This window comes from Microbacterium sp. LKL04 (assembly GCF_900102005.1).
Classification (GTDB): domain Bacteria; phylum Actinomycetota; class Actinomycetes; order Actinomycetales; family Microbacteriaceae; genus Microbacterium.
Genome location: NZ_LT627736.1, coordinates 441,179 through 454,874 on the forward strand (window position 1 = coordinate 441,179; position 13,696 = coordinate 454,874).

Here is a 13,696-nt window from a genome sequence, read left to right on the forward strand (position 1 = left end):
GCCGCTGTGTCGGCCTCAGGCGGGCGCGCCGGGCAGCTGGTCGTCCTCGTACACGTTGAAGCGATAGCCCACGTTGCGGACGGTGCCGATGAGCTGCTCGAGGTCGCCGAGCTTGGCGCGCAGACGTCGGACGTGGACGTCGACGGTGCGGGTGCCGCCGAAGTAGTCGTATCCCCAGACCTCGCTGAGCAACTGCTCGCGGGTGAAGACCCGGGACGGATGCGTCGCGAAGAAGTGCAGGAGCTGGAACTCCTTGTAGGTGAGGTCGAGCGGCCTCCCGTGCACCTTCGCCGAGTAAGAGGACTCGTCGATGCTGATGCCCGAGGTCTGGATGCGCGTCGACACCTGCTCCTTCGAGACGCGACCGACGGCGAGGCGGATGCGGGCGTCGACCTCGGCGGGACCGGCGGTGACGAGGATGACGTCGTCGATGCCCCAGTCGGGTGAGACGGCGGTGAGGCCGCCCTCGGTGACGACGAGCACGAGCGGAGAGTCGAGCCCCGTCGTCGTGAGGATCTTGCAGAGGGACTTCGCTCCGACGAGGTCCTTGCGCGCATCCACGAAGACGACGTCCGCGTTCGGGGCGTTCACCAGCTGCGCGGCTTCGGCGGGGATCTGCCGGACGCGGTGGCTGAGGAGCTCGAGGGCGGGCAGGACGGAGTCGCCGCCGGCGGCGGAGCTCAGGACGAGCAGCTGTGCCAAGGAGGACCCTCCGGTGCAGACTCGGAAACGCGTTTCATCTTAGGGGTACCCCCGGCAGGCGCCGTGTCGCCGCCGGTGCACCCGCCCGCGCTGTGCGCAACAATGGGACCATGACCGCGCCCGAGATCCTGCCCCGTCGTCGGATCGCCGGCGTCATCGCGGTCTGGGTGGTCGCCGCCCTCGTCGCGCTCGCCGTCGGCGTCTTCGTCGAACCGGACTGGCGCGGCGCGTGGCTGCTCGTCGGCTTCGGCCTCTGCTTCTTCGTCGCCTTCGCGGTCCAGCTCGCCTCGGGCCGGTCGCAGGGCTTCATCGTCCGCATCGCGGCGAGCGTCCTCGGTGCCCTGGCCGTCATGGGCCTGCTCGGTGCCGGCTTCGCGCTCGCCGAGCTCCTTGCCGGCTTCTGAGCCGGCGGTATCCGTCGACCGCACCCGCGTCCGCGGCGGCTAAAGTGGACGGCATGGATCTCGTCGCACTCGAACTCTTCTTCGTCGGGCTGCTCGGCCTCGCATCGCTCGCGATCGCGTTCGTGTCCGGCGTCGTGGTGTGGAACCTCTACCGCGGTCAGCGCTGAGACCGTGATCGATCTGCCGACCGACCTTCCGGCTGATCTGGTCCCGCTCTCCTGGCTCATCGGGGTCTGGGAAGGCACCGGCGTCCTCGAATACGACGCGCAGGGTCGGACCATGTCAGGCGAGTTCTCCCACCGCGTGAGCTTCAGCCACGACGGCGGGGACGCGCTCAACTACGCGGCGACCGCATGGTTCGAGGATGCCGACGGCACCCGCCACGACCTCGTCGCCGAGACGGGCTTCTGGCGTCTGTCCCGTCCCTCGACGGAGCAGGACGCAGGACCGGCACTTCTTCCGGCCCTCGCCCCCCGTGACGCGGCCCGGACCGTGGACGACGTCGAGGCGCTGCGCGCCGACGGCGGCGGGTTCGAGATCGAAGTGGCGCTCGTCCACTCCGACGGGATCAGCGAGCTCTACCTCGGACAGGTCCGCGGCCCGCGCATCGACATCGCGACCGATGCGATCGTGCGTCCCGCCGGTGCGAAGGACTACTCGTCCGCCACCCGGATGTACGGCCTCGTCGACGGCCACCTGCTCTGGGCCTGGGACATCGCGGCCCTCGGCACCGCACTGTCGTCGCACGCCTCCGCGCGGCTGGCGAGGGTCCAGTGACCGCCGACGTCTTCGCGGGAGTCCCCGGCGCCGTCGTCGACGAGCGCGGTCTCGCGCACCTCGGCAACCCCGTCCGCGAGCAGCGCGACCTCGCCGCGGGCTCTGCGGTCGCGCCCTTGGCCGATCGCACGGTCCTCACAGTCGCGGGCGAGGACCGGCTCTCGTGGCTGGACTCGATCACATCGCAGGCGCTCGCCGCGCTCGCTCCCGGCGTCGGCACCGAACTGCTGGTGCTCGATCCGCAGGGGCACGTGGAGCACGCGGCATCCGTCGTCGACGACGGGGAGCGCACGTGGCTCATCGTCGACCGGGACCGGGCGGGCGCGCTCCTGACCTGGCTGACCCGCATGCGCTTCCGCCTGCGCGTCGACCCGCAGGACGCGTCCGAGGGCTTCGCCGTCGTCGCCGGCACGAACGCGGCCGTCGATGCGCTCGGCGCCGAGGTCGTCTGGCGCGACCCGTGGCCGAATGTCGGCATCGGCGGCTGGGGATACGCCGCCGTCGACCCTCACCCGGGAGCCGATCGCGACTGGGCCGAGGCTGTCGTGCGCCGTGCCGTCCTCGACGACCTCGCCGCCGCGGCGGGCCGCGGTGAGGCCCGCCTCGCGGGATACCTCGCCGCGGACGCTCTGCGCGTCGCCGCGTGGCGCCCGCGCGCCGCGAGCGAGGCCGACGGACGCACCCTGCCGCACGAGGTCGACTGGCTCCGCACCGCGGTCCACCTCGACAAGGGGTGCTACCGCGGACAGGAGACCGTCGCGAAGGTCCACAACCTCGGCCACCCGCCGCGGCGACTCGTCTCGCTCCAGCTGGACGGATCGGATGCCGAGCTCCCGGCACCCGGCGCAGCGGTCCGGCTCGACGGGGCCGATGTCGGCGCCGTCACCTCGGTCGCCCGTCACCACGAGGAGGGTCCCATCGCCCTCGCCATCGTGAAGCGGTCCGTGCCGGTCGACGCCGCGCTGACGGTCGAGGTGCCTGACGGCGAGATCGCCGCGGCGCAAGAGGTCGTCGTGCCGCCGAATGCGGGTCGCGCGGCATCCGTCCCGCGCTTGCCGCGCCTGTCCCAGCGCCGCTGACGATGACGGGGGAACCGACGGCGACGGCTCCGGTACCCACCGCCCGCCGGTACCCGCGCGAGGGGTGGACCCGCCTGAAGGGCTCCGCCGTCGCGATCCTTCAGCTGGTCGTCGCAGCCAGCACGGCGTTCTCGATCGCGCACTACGGCCTCGGGCATCCCGCCCCGCTGATCGCGGCGACCGTCACGATCTCGAGCCTCGGACTCGTCCGCGACGCGCGACCGTGGCGCGTCCTCGAAACCGTCATCGGAATGACGCTCGGCGTGTTCGTCGCCGAGCTCGTCGTGTTCCTCGCCGGCAACGGCTGGTGGCAGCTCGCGCTCACTCTCGCGGTCAGTCTGTCGATCGCCCGTTTCGTGTCCCCGCAGGCGGGGTTCGCGATCGCTGCGGCGATCCAGTCGATCATCGTCGTCGTCGTGCCAGCCCAGGTGCCGTTCCTGCGCCTGCTCGACGCGCTCATCGGCGGCGCGATGGCGCTGCTGGTGACGGCCCTCATCCCGCGCAGTCCGCTGCGGACCGCGCTGACGGATGCCGGGCGCCTGTTCTCCGCATTCCAGGGCGCCGCCGGCACCGTCGCCCAGGGGCTTCGCCGCGGCAGTCGGGTGCGGACCGAACGTGGTCTCGAGAAGGCGCGCGAGCTGCAGGGCCTCGTGGACGACTGGAAGACCTCGGTCGAATCCGGCGCAGCGATCGCCCGCATCTCGCCGTTCCTGCGGCGGCAACGGTTCGAGCTGGAACGGTACGAACGGATGCGGGTGAGCATGGACCTCGCGGTGCGCAACCTCCGCGTCGTCGCGCGCCGCGCCGCCTACCTCGTCGACGACGGCCGCGAGCGCGATGTCGCAGCCGACCTCCTGGTCGAGCTGATCCGCGGCGCCGACCTCGTGCAGCAGTCCCTCACCGACATCACGTACGAACCGGCTGCGCGCGAGGTGCTCACCGCGGTCGCCGCGCGCCTCGATCCAATCGCACTCGTGCCCGACGGCTCCCTCGGCGACCAGACGCTCATCACGGCGCTCCGCCCCCTCGCCACCGACCTGCTGTGCGCGACGGGCCTCAGCCCGGCGGACGCCCGGGCCCGGTTGCCGCGGGTCTGACCCCGTTCGTCACCACGGCGTAATCGCGGGGTCACCGCGGCGCGACAGCGTCCCAGGGCAGGGTCAGCTCGCCGAGCCGCCATCGCGCGCGACCGCCGATCGCCCATCCCGCGGCGTCGAGCGCGTCGAGCGCGGCGCGCCACCGCTGCACGGGCCCGAACGCTGACGCCGCGACCGCGCGCGTCCACTCCCGGTCGAGCGCCTCGATCACGTCGTGCACCCGTTCCCCTGGCACATTCCGGTGGATGAGCGCCTTCGGCAGGCGCTCCGCCGCGATCGCGGGGGAGTCGAGCTCCGCGAGCCGCAACGAGATGGTCAGGCTGCGCGGCGCGGCATCCGGCCCCACCTCGATCCAGGTCGAGATCCGACCGAGCTCATCGCACGTCCCCTCGACGAGCATGCCGTCGGGGCGCAGGCGCGACGCCATCCGCGCCCATGCGTCGGCGACCTCGTGCTCGTCGTACTGCCGCAGCACGTTGAACGCGCGGATGACGGCTGGACGTCGACCGTCCGGCACCGGTACCTCGAACCCGCCGCGCGCGAAGGAGACCCGGGCATCCCGGGCGAAGCTCGCCTCGCCCGCGCGCACCCGAGCGAGCTGTTCGCGCGCCCGACCGACGCGCGCGGGTTCGATCTCCAGCCCCAGCACCTCGACGTCGGGGCGAGCGCGACGGAGCCTCGCCTCGAGCTCGAACGCGGTCACGCCGCTCGCCCCGTAGCCGAGGTCGACCACGAGCGGGTCCGCTGTCCGTCGCAGGATCGGATGCCGAGCGATCCAACGATCCACCCGGCGCAGCCGGTTGGTGTTCGTCGTCCCCCGGGTCACCTGCCCCACGACCGGATCGGAACGCGTCATGACCCCATGATCGCACCCACCGCGCCGGTAGGATTGCGGGCATGACAGCCCCCTACACGTTGATCCTCCTTCGGCACGGTCAGAGCGAGTGGAACAAGTCCAACCAGTTCACCGGCTGGGTGGATGTCCGCCTCACCGATCAGGGCAAGGCGGAGGCCCAGCGCGGTGGCGAGCTGCTGAAGGAATCGGGTCTGCTCCCCGACATCCTCCACACGTCGCTGCTGTCGCGTGCGATCCAGACCGCGAACATCGCGCTCGACGCAGCCGACCGCCTCTGGGTGCCCGTCAAGCGTTCGTGGCGTCTGAACGAGCGTCACTACGGCGCCCTGCAGGGCAAGGACAAGGCGCAGACCCTCGACGAGTTCGGCGAGGAGCAGTTCATGCTCTGGCGCCGGTCGTTCGACGTTCCGCCGCCGGACATCTCCGACGACGACCCTTACACGCAGGTCGGCGACGTGCGCTACGCCGACATCGACGGCGACGTGCCCCGCACCGAGTCGCTCAAGATCGTCATCGACCGCCTGCTCCCGTACTGGGAGAACGAGATCGTCCCCGACCTCAAGACCGGCAAGACCGTCCTGGTCACGGCCCACGGCAACTCCCTCCGCGCGCTCGTGAAGCACCTCGACGGCATCAGCGACGACGACATCGCCGAGCTGAACATCCCCACCGGCATCCCGCTCGTGTACCGCCTCGACGAGAACCTCGAGCCGCTCGAGCCGGGCGAGTACCTCGACCCCGAAGCCGCCGCCGCCGGCGCCGCCGCGGTCGCCTCGCAGGGCAAGAAGTAACCGGCACGCCACCGGGAACACGAAGAGCGGATGCCTCGCGGCATCCGCTCTTCGTCGTCCGGGCGCACCCGAGCCGGGATCAGACCTCGGCGTCGACGCCCTCGGGGTCGGCCGACCACGTGCCCGTGGCCAGGTACGAGACCTTCTTCGCGACGGAGAGCGCGTGGTCGCCGAAGCGCTCGTGGTAGCGGGAAGCGAGCGTCGCGTCGACGGTCGCCGACGCTTCGCCCTGCCAGTTGTCGCTGAGCACCTTCTCGAAGACCGCGAGGTGGAGCGCGTCGAGCTCGTCGTCCAGCTCGTGCAGACGGCTCACGAGCGACAGGTCCTCGGTGCGCAGGAGGTCGGCGAGGGTGCGTGCCACCTCGGTGTCGATCTCGCCCATCTTGGTGAAGGTGTTCTTGAGGCCCTTCGGGACGGCGCGCTCGGGGAAGCGCATGCGCGTCAGCTGGGCGATGTGCTCGGCGATGTCACCCATCCGCTCGAGCGAGGCGCTCACACGCAGCGCCGCGACGACGATGCGCAGGTCGCGGGCAACCGGCTGCTGACGGGCGAGGATCTCGATGGCCAGTTCGTCGAGCTCGATGGCCTTGTCGTCGATGACCTTGTCGTTGTCGATGACGTCCTCGGCGAGGGCGACGTCGCTCGTCGCGAACGCGCGGGTCGCCCGCTCGATCGCGACCGTCACGAGGTCGGAGATCTCGACGAGACGGGTCTGCACGTCCTCGAGGGACTGGTGGAAAACTTCGCGCATGGAGCACCTTCTCTTCGTGCGGGCGGGTGAGGGGCGCGACCTGTCGCGCAGAGACCTCGGCGATCCTCCCGCGCTCAGGTTAACGGTCGGTGCCGACACGGTGAACAGTCGACGGTGCGCGACGCACGGGCCGATTTCCGTCCGATTGCGGAGGTGCGACCACCTTACGCTGGGGTCATGGATTCGACGCAGCTCGAGCTGCTGGCGCTCGTCGTGGGGCTCTTCGTGGGCGCCGGCGCGGTCGGACTCGTGGTCTACGCGATGCAGGAGCGCGCGCGCACCCGGCTGGTGACATCGCTGGACATGCCCGAGGGCACCGCTTCCGTCCTCCAGGCGATGGACGACGCCGCCGTCGTGGTCGATCCGTCCATGCTCGTGCTCGCGGCATCCGCCACGGCAGAGGTGTTCTCGCTCACGGTCAACGAGACCCTCGACGCCGATCGCCTCCGGCACCTCGTGCGCAACGCTCGTCAGACGGGGCTCCCCGCGACCGAGAACATGACCCTCAACCGCGGGGTCGAGCCTCGCGTCGTCGCCGCGCGGGCCAGTGTCATCACGCCGCGGCTCACGCTGATCGTCATCCGCGACATCACCGAGCGCGAGCGCGTCGAGCAGATGCGCCGCGACTTCGTCTCGAACACCTCCCACGAGCTCAAGACGCCCGTCGGCGCGGTCACGCTGCTCGCCGAGGCGATCGAGTCCGCCGCCGACGACCCCGATCAGGTGCGCCACTTCGTGCGGCGGCTCAGCGGTGAGGCGACCCGCCTCGGGCAGCTGACCTCCCGCATCATGAACCTCTCGCGCCTGCAGTCGGCGGATGAGATCGCCGAGATGCGCGACGTGGCGGTCGACGAGGTGGTCCGGTCGGCCATCGAATCCCAGGCCATCGCCGCGGAGTCGGCGGAGATCAGCGTCGCCAGTGGAGGGGAGAAGGGGCTCTTCGTGCGAGGCGACCCGCAGATCCTCACCGAAGCCGTCAGCAACCTGCTCGCCAACGCGATCGCCTACTCGCCCGCCGGAGCGCAGGTGGGGATCGGCGTGCGCGAAGCCGACGGCGCCGTCGAGATCGCCGTCGCCGACCACGGCATCGGCATCCCCGAGGATGACCAGCAGCGCGTCTTCGAACGGTTCTACCGCGCCGATCAAGCGCGCTCTCGCCGCACCGGCGGAACCGGCCTCGGCCTCGCGATCGTGAAGCACGCGGTCCAGCGGCACGGCGGGTCGGTCGAGCTGTGGTCGCGTCCCGGTCGCGGGTCGACGTTCACGATCCGACTTCCCCTCGTCGCCGAGGCGGATCGCGACACCCCCACTCGCAAGAAGAAGCCCAAGAAGATCGGCGCGAAGGCGCCCGCCAAAAGGAAGACACCATGACCCGCGTCCTGATCGTCGAAGACGAACCCGATCTCGCCGACCCGCTCGCCTACCTCCTGCGCAGAGAGGGATTCGAGGTCGAGATCGCCGAAGACGGCGGCATCGCCCTCGACTCGTTCACCTCGCGTGGCGCCGACATCGTCCTGCTCGACCTCATGCTCCCCGGGATGCCGGGGACCGAGGTGTGCCGCGTCATCCGGTCCACCTCGAAGGTGCCCATCATCATGCTGACGGCCAAGGACAGCGAAGTCGACATCGTCGTGGGACTCGAACTCGGCGCGGACGACTACATCACCAAGCCGTACTCGTCTCGGGAACTGCTCGCACGCATGCGCGCGGTCCTCCGCCGCAGCGAGAACGACGAGCTCGACGTCGACGACCGCATCATCGAAGGCGGGCGCGTCACCCTCGACATCGACCGCCACACCGTCTCGGTCGAAGGCACCGAGATCTCGATGCCGCTCAAGGAGTTCGAGCTCCTGGAGCTCCTCATGCGCAATGCCGGTCGCGTCCTGACCCGCGGTCAGCTCATCGACCGGGTGTGGGGGAGCGACTACTTCGGCGACACGAAGACCCTCGACGTCCACATCAAGCGCATCCGCTCCCGCATCGAGAAGAGCCCCAGCGACCCGAGCATGCTGCTCACGGTGCGCGGGCTCGGCTATCGCTTCGAAGCCTGACGACGCGGCCACACGACGAAGGCCCCCACCGAGTCGGTGGGGGCCTTCGTCGTGCAGCGTGAGATCAGCCGGCGGGCGTCGCCGTCGGGGCGGGGGTCGGCACGAACTGCGTGTAGTAGGGCAGCGTGCCGTCGAGAATGGGGACGAAGACGCGGACGCCTTCGCCTTCGCCGGACTGGAATGAGACCTCGACGTTGGCGCCGGGCTTGCCGACGTTGTCGAACGTCATGGGTGCCATGTCGACGCCGAGGGTGACGGAGGAGTTCGCGGCGATCTCGACGCTCTGCGGCTGGCCTTCGATCGAGACGTTCAGGGCGAGCGCGTCATCGGTGGAGTTCACGATCGAGGCGACGAGGTTGCCCAGCGTGCCCTCCTCGTCGGCGATGATCAGGGCGTTGCGCACCTTGAGAGGCCCGGAGTCGGGGATGTTGACGCCGTCGGAAGCGGAGTACTGGATGGTCGTCGCCTGCGGGGCCAGCATGTTGCAGCCGGTGGTGCCCAGAACGACTGCGGCGCCCAGGGCCAGGGACGCGATGAGACGCGATTTCACGGATCCTCCAGATGACACGAACGGCGACCCTCTCATCCTATGGGGTCGTGGGAGTGGCATCGGGCAGGTCGGCGGCGAACCTTAGCGTATGTCGCCTGTGGTATTCTGGAGGTTGCCGAAAGGACACAACTGCATGCTTTTTGAGGTTGGCGAAACCGTCGTCTATCCGCACCATGGCGCTGCGACCATCATCGAGGTCAAGGATCGCGTCATCAAGGGCGAGACGAAGAAATACCTGAAGCTCAACGTCACCCAGGGCGATCTCATCATCGAGGTCCCTGCGGACAACGTCGATCTCGTGGGCGTCCGCGACGTGATCGGCAAGGACGGGCTCGAGAAGGTCTTCGATGTCCTGCGCGCACCCTTCACCGAGGAGCCGACCAACTGGTCGCGTCGCTACAAGGCGAACCTCGAGAAGCTCGCGTCGGGCGATGTCATCAAGGTCAGCGAGGTCGTCCGCGACCTCTGGCGCCGCGACCAGGACCGTGGCTTGTCCGCGGGGGAGAAGCGGATGCTGGCCAAGGCCCGGCAGATCCTCATCTCCGAGATCGCGCTGGCGCTGAAGGCCGACGAGGAGAAGGCATCCACCGTCCTCGACGAGGTCCTCGCTTCCTGACACATTCTGAGAACGGCCGGCTGCTCAGCCGGCCGTTCTTCGTTGTCCGAGCGCATGCCGCACGGCGGTGACGGGGTGCGGCATGATGTGCCCGTGACCACCCGTTCCGTGACCGCCACCGTGGACCTCTCGCGTCGTGATCTCACGCTCGACCTCGCCCGCGTGGTGTGCGTCCTCTTCGTCATCGTCGTCCACCTCGTGCAGGTGGGGATCGGTCCCGGCCCGGACGGCGGGCTCGCGGCATCCCGTCCCGCCGAAGAGCAGCCCTGGTTCAACGCAGCAACCTGGGTCGGGCAGATCATGCCGCTGTTCTTCGTCGTCGGCGGGTTCGCCTCGGCGACGGGCTGGCGCTCCTGGACCGCGAAGGGCGGCCACGCCGCCGGGTTCGTGCGGACCCGCACGCTCCGCCTTGCTCAGCCGGCGTTGCCGCTGTTCATCTTCTTCGCCGTCGTCCTCGGGGTCGCGACCGCGGCGGGGCTGCCCGACCAGCTCGTTGCGGATGCCGCCATCGGCGCCGGATCCCCCCTCTGGTTCCTCGCCGCATACCTGCTCTGTCAGGCAGCGGTGCCGCTCCTGGCGGCGTGCCATGCCCGCCGCCCGGTCCTCACGCTTCTGACCCTCGCGATGGGGGTCGTCCTCGTCGACGCCGTGCGCTTCTCGACGGGCATCCCGGAGATCGGGCTGCTCAATCTCCTCTTCGTCTGGCCGCTCATCCAGCAATTCGGGTTCTGGTACGCCGACGGATGGTTCGACCGACGGCATCCGCTCTCCCTCGTCGCCATCGCGGCGGCGTGCTACCTCCTGCTCTGGCCGCTCACCTCCCTCGGCCCGTACTCCGCGAGCATGCTCGGCAACCTGAATCCGCCGACGGTTCCGCTCGTCATCCTCGGGATAGCGCAGGCCTGCCTGCTGCGCCTGCTCAAGCCGGTGCTCGCGCGCCTCATGGCGCTCCGGGCGATGCAGGGCGTGGTCTTCGTCCTCGGGTCGCGCCTCATGACGATCTACCTCTGGCACCTTCCGGTCATGCTCGCCCTCACGGGCGTCAGCCTGCTGATCCCCGGCGCCGCACCGGCGCCGGCGTCGCCCGCGTGGTGGTGGTCGCGTCCGATCCTGTTCATCGTGGTGCTCGGAGTGCTGCTCGCGCTCTCGCTGGTCCTCGCGAAATGGGAGGCGCTGGGCACGCTCGGGCGCGCGCCGGCCACGGGGATCGTGGCGGTCGCGTGGGTGTGCGCGTTCGTACCGCCCTTCGCCGTCATGGAGTGGTTCCTCGACCTCCCGATAGCGGTGGTCGGCGCCCTCCTCCTGGGAGTCGCCGTCCTCCTGCTGCGCCGCAGCCCGGTCGCCGACGGCTCGGTACGCTCGGAGGCATGAGCCTCATCCCCGTTCCGCGTGTTGCCGTCATCGTCGTCGCCGCAGGTTCGGGCACGCGACTCGGCACGGGGTCGGCGAAGGCGTTCGTCGGCATCGACTCGCACACGATCCTGCGCCATGCCCTCCGCGGGGTGTTCGCCGCACCCGAGGCACAGGTGATCGTCGTCGCGCCGGGCGACCGGGTCGGCGACGCGGAGACCGAGGCGCTCGAGGCTGCCGGGGATCGCCGGGACCTGGTCTCCGTGGTGGCGGGAGGAGCCACCCGGCAGACGTCGGTCGCCGCCGGACTCGGGGCGGTCTGGCCGGACGTCGAGATCGTCCTCGTCCACGATGCCGCGCGCGCCCTCACCCCTCCCGAGGTCTTTGAACGTGTGATCGACGCCGTTGAAGGCGGATCGGATGCCGTCATCCCCGTCCGCCCCGTCGTCGACACGCTCAAGCGCGTCGACGGCGACGCGGTGGTCGAGCCGGTCGACCGCTCGGTCCTCGCCGCGGCCCAGACCCCGCAGGGGTTCCGACGCGCGGTGCTCGACGAGGCGTACCGCGACGCGGCCGCCGACCACACCGATGACGCCGCGCTCCTCCAGGCAGCCGGAACCGTCGTGCGAACGGTTCCCGGAGACGACTTCGCGTTCAAGATCACGACAGCGGCAGACCTCGAGCGCGCTCGCGCACTCGTCGCACCCGTCCCGCCGGTCGTCCGGGTCCCCGCCCCGGCGATCCCGCGCGTCGGGATCGGAACAGACGTACACGCCTTCGGCGGGGACGACACCCTGTGGCTCGCCGGTCTGGAGTGGCCCGGGGAGCCGGGGCTGAATGGGCATTCCGACGGGGATGCCGTCGCCCACGCGATCGTGGACGCGGTCCTCGCGGCCGCGGGCCTGGGGGACATCGGCACGCACTTCGGGACGGATCAGCCCGAGTACGCGGGGGCGCATGCGGCGGCGTTCCTCGCGCGGACCCGCGCGCTCGCGGCGGAGGCCGGCTGGGTGATCGGCAATGTCAGCGTTCAGGTGCAGGCCAAGCGCCCGCGCTTCGCCGCGCGGCGCGTCGAAGCCGAGCGCGTGCTGTCGGACGCCCTCGGCGCGCCGGTGACCGTGTCGGCGACGACGACCGACGGCCTCGGGTTCACCGGAACAGGAGACGGCGTGGCGGCCTTCGCGGTCGCGGTCGTCGTCCCCGCCTGATCGAGCGGGTCAGAGGGGACGCGTCATGAACGTCGACGCGGGGTCCGGCCGGTAGGAGCCGAACGGTTCGCACTCGGTGAACCCCTCGCTGGCGTACAGCGTCCGCGCGGCCAGGAACCCGGCATCCGAGCCCGTCTCGAGCCACACCCGGGTGACGCCCTGCGCCCTGGCGTCGGCGAGGATGTGGCGGAGGATCGCGCGTCCCACCCCCGTCCCGAGGTGGTCGGCGGTCACGCGCATCGACTTCAGCTCGCCGTCCGTGTCGCTCAGGCGGGAGAGCGCGCCGATCCCCGCGAGGTCGTTGCGTCGCCACGCGGACCACACCGTCACGGCGGGATCTCGAAGCGCGGACACGTCCAGTGCGTGGACGCTTTCGGCGGGCGAAAGCTCGTGCATCCCCGCGAGGTGCTGGCGGACGAGCGCGACGGTCGACTCGCCGGTCAGATCGTCGACGCGGATGTCGAGGTCGTCGGATACGGGCATGTCAGGCCTCCACGGCGAAAGGTCGGGGGTCGCGGGGCCGACGGCTGCCCCACGCGAGGGTGACGAGGCCTGCGGCCAGGACCGCGAGCCCGACGACGGCGAGGGGGGACAGCGTCTCGCCGAGCGCGGTCACGCCCAGCACCGTCGCGGTCAACGGCTCGGCGAGCGTCAGCGTCGCGGCGGTCGCTGCAGTGAGTCCCTGCAGCCCCCACGTGAAGAGCGAGTAGGCGACGCCGATCGTCGCGAGGCCGAGCCACAGTGCCATCGCGATGCCGGGCGGCGTGAGGGTCCACGACAGATCCACGAACGGGATGACGGCCGCGCACATCAGCGCGGACCCGACTCCCATGGCGCCCACGACGGTGAACGCGTCCCACCCTGCGTCGAGGAGACGGCGCTGCGCATTCGCGATCACGGCGAAGCACGCGCCCGCGCCGACGGCGGCGGCGAGACCGAGCGCGTCGACGCCGCCCGAGCCGCCTCCGCCGCCGAGCCCCAGCAGGACCACGCCGATCGCAGCCAGGGCGGTCGCGCCCATCCACAGCATCGACGGCACGCGGCGCGAGAGGATCCATTCCAGGATGCCGGCGAGCACGGGAGCGGAGCCCAAGGCGATCACCGTGCTCACCGCGACACCGTTGGTCTGCGTGCCGACGAAGAAGAGCGGCTGGTAGAGGCTGAGCGCGACACCGGTGACGGCCATGAGGGCGAGCGGACGCCAGGTCGGTTTCGGCCGAGGGCGGTCCGGCACCCGGCGTCGATGCGCCGCGGCCAGTCCGAACGCCAGCACGGCCAGGGCCGTCCCGCCGACCACCGACCGAGCGACGCCGACCGAGAGCGCCGAGGCCTCGTCCGGTCCGAGTGCTCGTGCCGTTCCGGTGGTCCCGAACAGGAGGGCGGCGGCCAAGACGGCGAACACGTGCAGCACCCGTCCTTTCTATCGCCTCGGAGCGGGCTCGGATGCCACCCGCCGGTAGCATG

The 13,696-nt window shown here is 70.7% G+C and carries 16 protein-coding genes; 10 read left to right on the forward strand and 6 right to left on the reverse strand.

Annotation, left to right across the window (positions count from 1 at the left end):
- Window positions 1-15 precede the first annotated feature (15 nt).
- Window positions 16-702 carry a winged helix-turn-helix domain-containing protein gene (locus BLP38_RS02205; protein ID WP_091352223.1) on the reverse strand — a complete coding sequence of 229 codons (687 nt, stop codon included), beginning with the start codon at window positions 700-702 and terminating at the stop codon, window positions 16-18.
- 110 nt (window positions 703-812) lie between these two features.
- Here BLP38_RS02205 and BLP38_RS02210 point away from each other — a divergent pair, with 110 nt between their 5' ends.
- The 4 genes from BLP38_RS02210 to BLP38_RS02225 all read left to right on the forward strand — a co-directional run bounded on the left by BLP38_RS02210 (window position 813) and on the right by BLP38_RS02225 (window position 4,059).
- Window positions 813-1,106 (forward strand): hypothetical protein, encoded by a 294-nt coding sequence (locus BLP38_RS02210; RefSeq protein WP_091352225.1) that lies wholly within the window; start codon window positions 813-815, stop codon window positions 1,104-1,106.
- A 171-nt stretch (window positions 1,107-1,277) separates the two neighbouring features.
- Entirely contained in the window at window positions 1,278-1,883 is a 606-nt protein-coding gene (locus tag BLP38_RS02215; RefSeq protein ID WP_091352227.1) for an FABP family protein, read from the forward strand.
- Complete coding sequence (gene ygfZ / locus BLP38_RS02220; protein WP_091352230.1) at window positions 1,880-2,962, forward strand: CAF17-like 4Fe-4S cluster assembly/insertion protein YgfZ; 1,083 nt, start codon at window positions 1,880-1,882, stop codon at window positions 2,960-2,962. Before BLP38_RS02215 ends, ygfZ begins: the two co-directional genes overlap by 4 nt.
- Window positions 2,963-2,964: 2 nt before the next feature.
- Window positions 2,965-4,059 (forward strand): FUSC family protein, encoded by a 1,095-nt coding sequence (locus tag BLP38_RS02225; RefSeq protein ID WP_091352233.1) that lies wholly within the window; start codon window positions 2,965-2,967, stop codon window positions 4,057-4,059.
- A 31-nt stretch (window positions 4,060-4,090) separates the two neighbouring features.
- Here BLP38_RS02225 and BLP38_RS02230 read toward each other — a convergent pair whose 3' ends face one another.
- Window positions 4,091-4,915 (reverse strand): class I SAM-dependent methyltransferase, encoded by an 825-nt coding sequence (locus tag BLP38_RS02230; RefSeq protein ID WP_091352236.1) that lies wholly within the window; start codon window positions 4,913-4,915, stop codon window positions 4,091-4,093.
- 41 nt (window positions 4,916-4,956) lie between these two features.
- Between BLP38_RS02230 and BLP38_RS02235 the strand changes: the two genes are divergently transcribed.
- Window positions 4,957-5,706 carry a phosphoglyceromutase gene (locus tag BLP38_RS02235; RefSeq protein ID WP_091352238.1) on the forward strand — a complete coding sequence of 250 codons (750 nt, stop codon included), beginning with the start codon at window positions 4,957-4,959 and terminating at the stop codon, window positions 5,704-5,706.
- Window positions 5,707-5,785: 79 nt separating this feature from the next.
- On the opposite strand, the gene phoU is transcribed toward BLP38_RS02235, so the two are convergent.
- Window positions 5,786-6,457: a phosphate signaling complex protein PhoU gene (phoU, locus tag BLP38_RS02240; protein ID WP_091352240.1), complete on the reverse strand. Its 672-nt coding sequence runs from the start codon at window positions 6,455-6,457 to the stop codon at window positions 5,786-5,788.
- A gap of 177 nt (window positions 6,458-6,634) precedes the next feature.
- On the opposite strand from phoU, the gene BLP38_RS02245 reads away from it, so the two are divergent.
- Window positions 6,635-7,828: a sensor histidine kinase gene (locus tag BLP38_RS02245; RefSeq protein ID WP_091352241.1), complete on the forward strand. Its 1,194-nt coding sequence runs from the start codon at window positions 6,635-6,637 to the stop codon at window positions 7,826-7,828.
- Window positions 7,825-8,508 carry a response regulator transcription factor gene (locus tag BLP38_RS02250; protein WP_091352243.1) on the forward strand — a complete coding sequence of 228 codons (684 nt, stop codon included), beginning with the start codon at window positions 7,825-7,827 and terminating at the stop codon, window positions 8,506-8,508. Before BLP38_RS02245 ends, BLP38_RS02250 begins: the two co-directional genes overlap by 4 nt.
- A 64-nt stretch (window positions 8,509-8,572) precedes the next feature.
- Here the strand turns inward: BLP38_RS02250 and BLP38_RS02255 are convergent, their stop codons facing one another.
- Complete coding sequence (locus BLP38_RS02255) at window positions 8,573-9,058, reverse strand: DNA modification methylase (protein ID WP_091352244.1); 486 nt, start codon at window positions 9,056-9,058, stop codon at window positions 8,573-8,575.
- Window positions 9,059-9,191: 133 nt separating this feature from the next.
- Between BLP38_RS02255 and BLP38_RS02260 the strand changes: the two genes are divergently transcribed.
- From BLP38_RS02260 to ispD, 3 genes are all read left to right on the forward strand, one after another.
- Complete coding sequence (locus BLP38_RS02260) at window positions 9,192-9,674, forward strand: CarD family transcriptional regulator (RefSeq protein WP_065571227.1); 483 nt, start codon at window positions 9,192-9,194, stop codon at window positions 9,672-9,674.
- Window positions 9,675-9,767: 93 nt separating this feature from the next.
- A complete protein-coding gene (locus BLP38_RS02265) occupies window positions 9,768-11,045 on the forward strand; it encodes an acyltransferase family protein (protein ID WP_091352246.1) in 1,278 nt (425 codons plus the stop codon).
- Window positions 11,042-12,232 carry a 2-C-methyl-D-erythritol 4-phosphate cytidylyltransferase gene (ispD, locus tag BLP38_RS02270; RefSeq protein ID WP_091352248.1) on the forward strand — a complete coding sequence of 397 codons (1,191 nt, stop codon included), beginning with the start codon at window positions 11,042-11,044 and terminating at the stop codon, window positions 12,230-12,232. Before BLP38_RS02265 ends, ispD begins: the two co-directional genes overlap by 4 nt.
- Before the next feature lie 9 nt (window positions 12,233-12,241).
- Here ispD and BLP38_RS02275 read toward each other — a convergent pair whose 3' ends face one another.
- Together BLP38_RS02275 and BLP38_RS02280 are read right to left on the reverse strand one after the other, a co-directional pair.
- The gene (locus BLP38_RS02275) at window positions 12,242-12,715 is read right to left on the reverse strand and encodes a GNAT family N-acetyltransferase (protein ID WP_091352249.1); all 474 of its coding nucleotides are present in this window, start codon (window positions 12,713-12,715) and stop codon (window positions 12,242-12,244) included.
- 1 nt (window position 12,716) lies between these two features.
- Window positions 12,717-13,643 (reverse strand): DMT family transporter, encoded by a 927-nt coding sequence (locus BLP38_RS02280; RefSeq protein ID WP_091352251.1) that lies wholly within the window; start codon window positions 13,641-13,643, stop codon window positions 12,717-12,719.
- Window positions 13,644-13,696 lie beyond the last annotated feature (53 nt).

Bases quoted from the DNA above. Each gene is read 5' to 3' on its own strand.
- BLP38_RS02210 (WP_091352225.1), top strand. From the start codon at position 813: ATGACCGCGCCCGAGATCCTGCCCCGTCGTCGGATCGCCGGCGTCATC.
- BLP38_RS02225 (WP_091352233.1), top strand. From the start codon at position 2,965: ATGACGGGGGAACCGACGGCGACGGCTCCGGTACCCACCGCCCGCCGG.
- BLP38_RS02230 (WP_091352236.1), bottom strand. From the start codon at position 4,915: ATGACGCGTTCCGATCCGGTCGTGGGGCAGGTGACCCGGGGGACGACG.
- BLP38_RS02235 (WP_091352238.1), top strand. From the start codon at position 4,957: ATGACAGCCCCCTACACGTTGATCCTCCTTCGGCACGGTCAGAGCGAG.
- phoU (WP_091352240.1), bottom strand. From the start codon at position 6,457: ATGCGCGAAGTTTTCCACCAGTCCCTCGAGGACGTGCAGACCCGTCTC.
- BLP38_RS02245 (WP_091352241.1), top strand. From the start codon at position 6,635: ATGGATTCGACGCAGCTCGAGCTGCTGGCGCTCGTCGTGGGGCTCTTC.
- BLP38_RS02250 (WP_091352243.1), top strand. From the start codon at position 7,825: ATGACCCGCGTCCTGATCGTCGAAGACGAACCCGATCTCGCCGACCCG.
- BLP38_RS02260 (WP_065571227.1), top strand. From the start codon at position 9,192: ATGCTTTTTGAGGTTGGCGAAACCGTCGTCTATCCGCACCATGGCGCT.
- ispD (WP_091352248.1), top strand. From the start codon at position 11,042: ATGAGCCTCATCCCCGTTCCGCGTGTTGCCGTCATCGTCGTCGCCGCA.
- BLP38_RS02275 (WP_091352249.1), bottom strand. From the start codon at position 12,715: ATGCCCGTATCCGACGACCTCGACATCCGCGTCGACGATCTGACCGGC.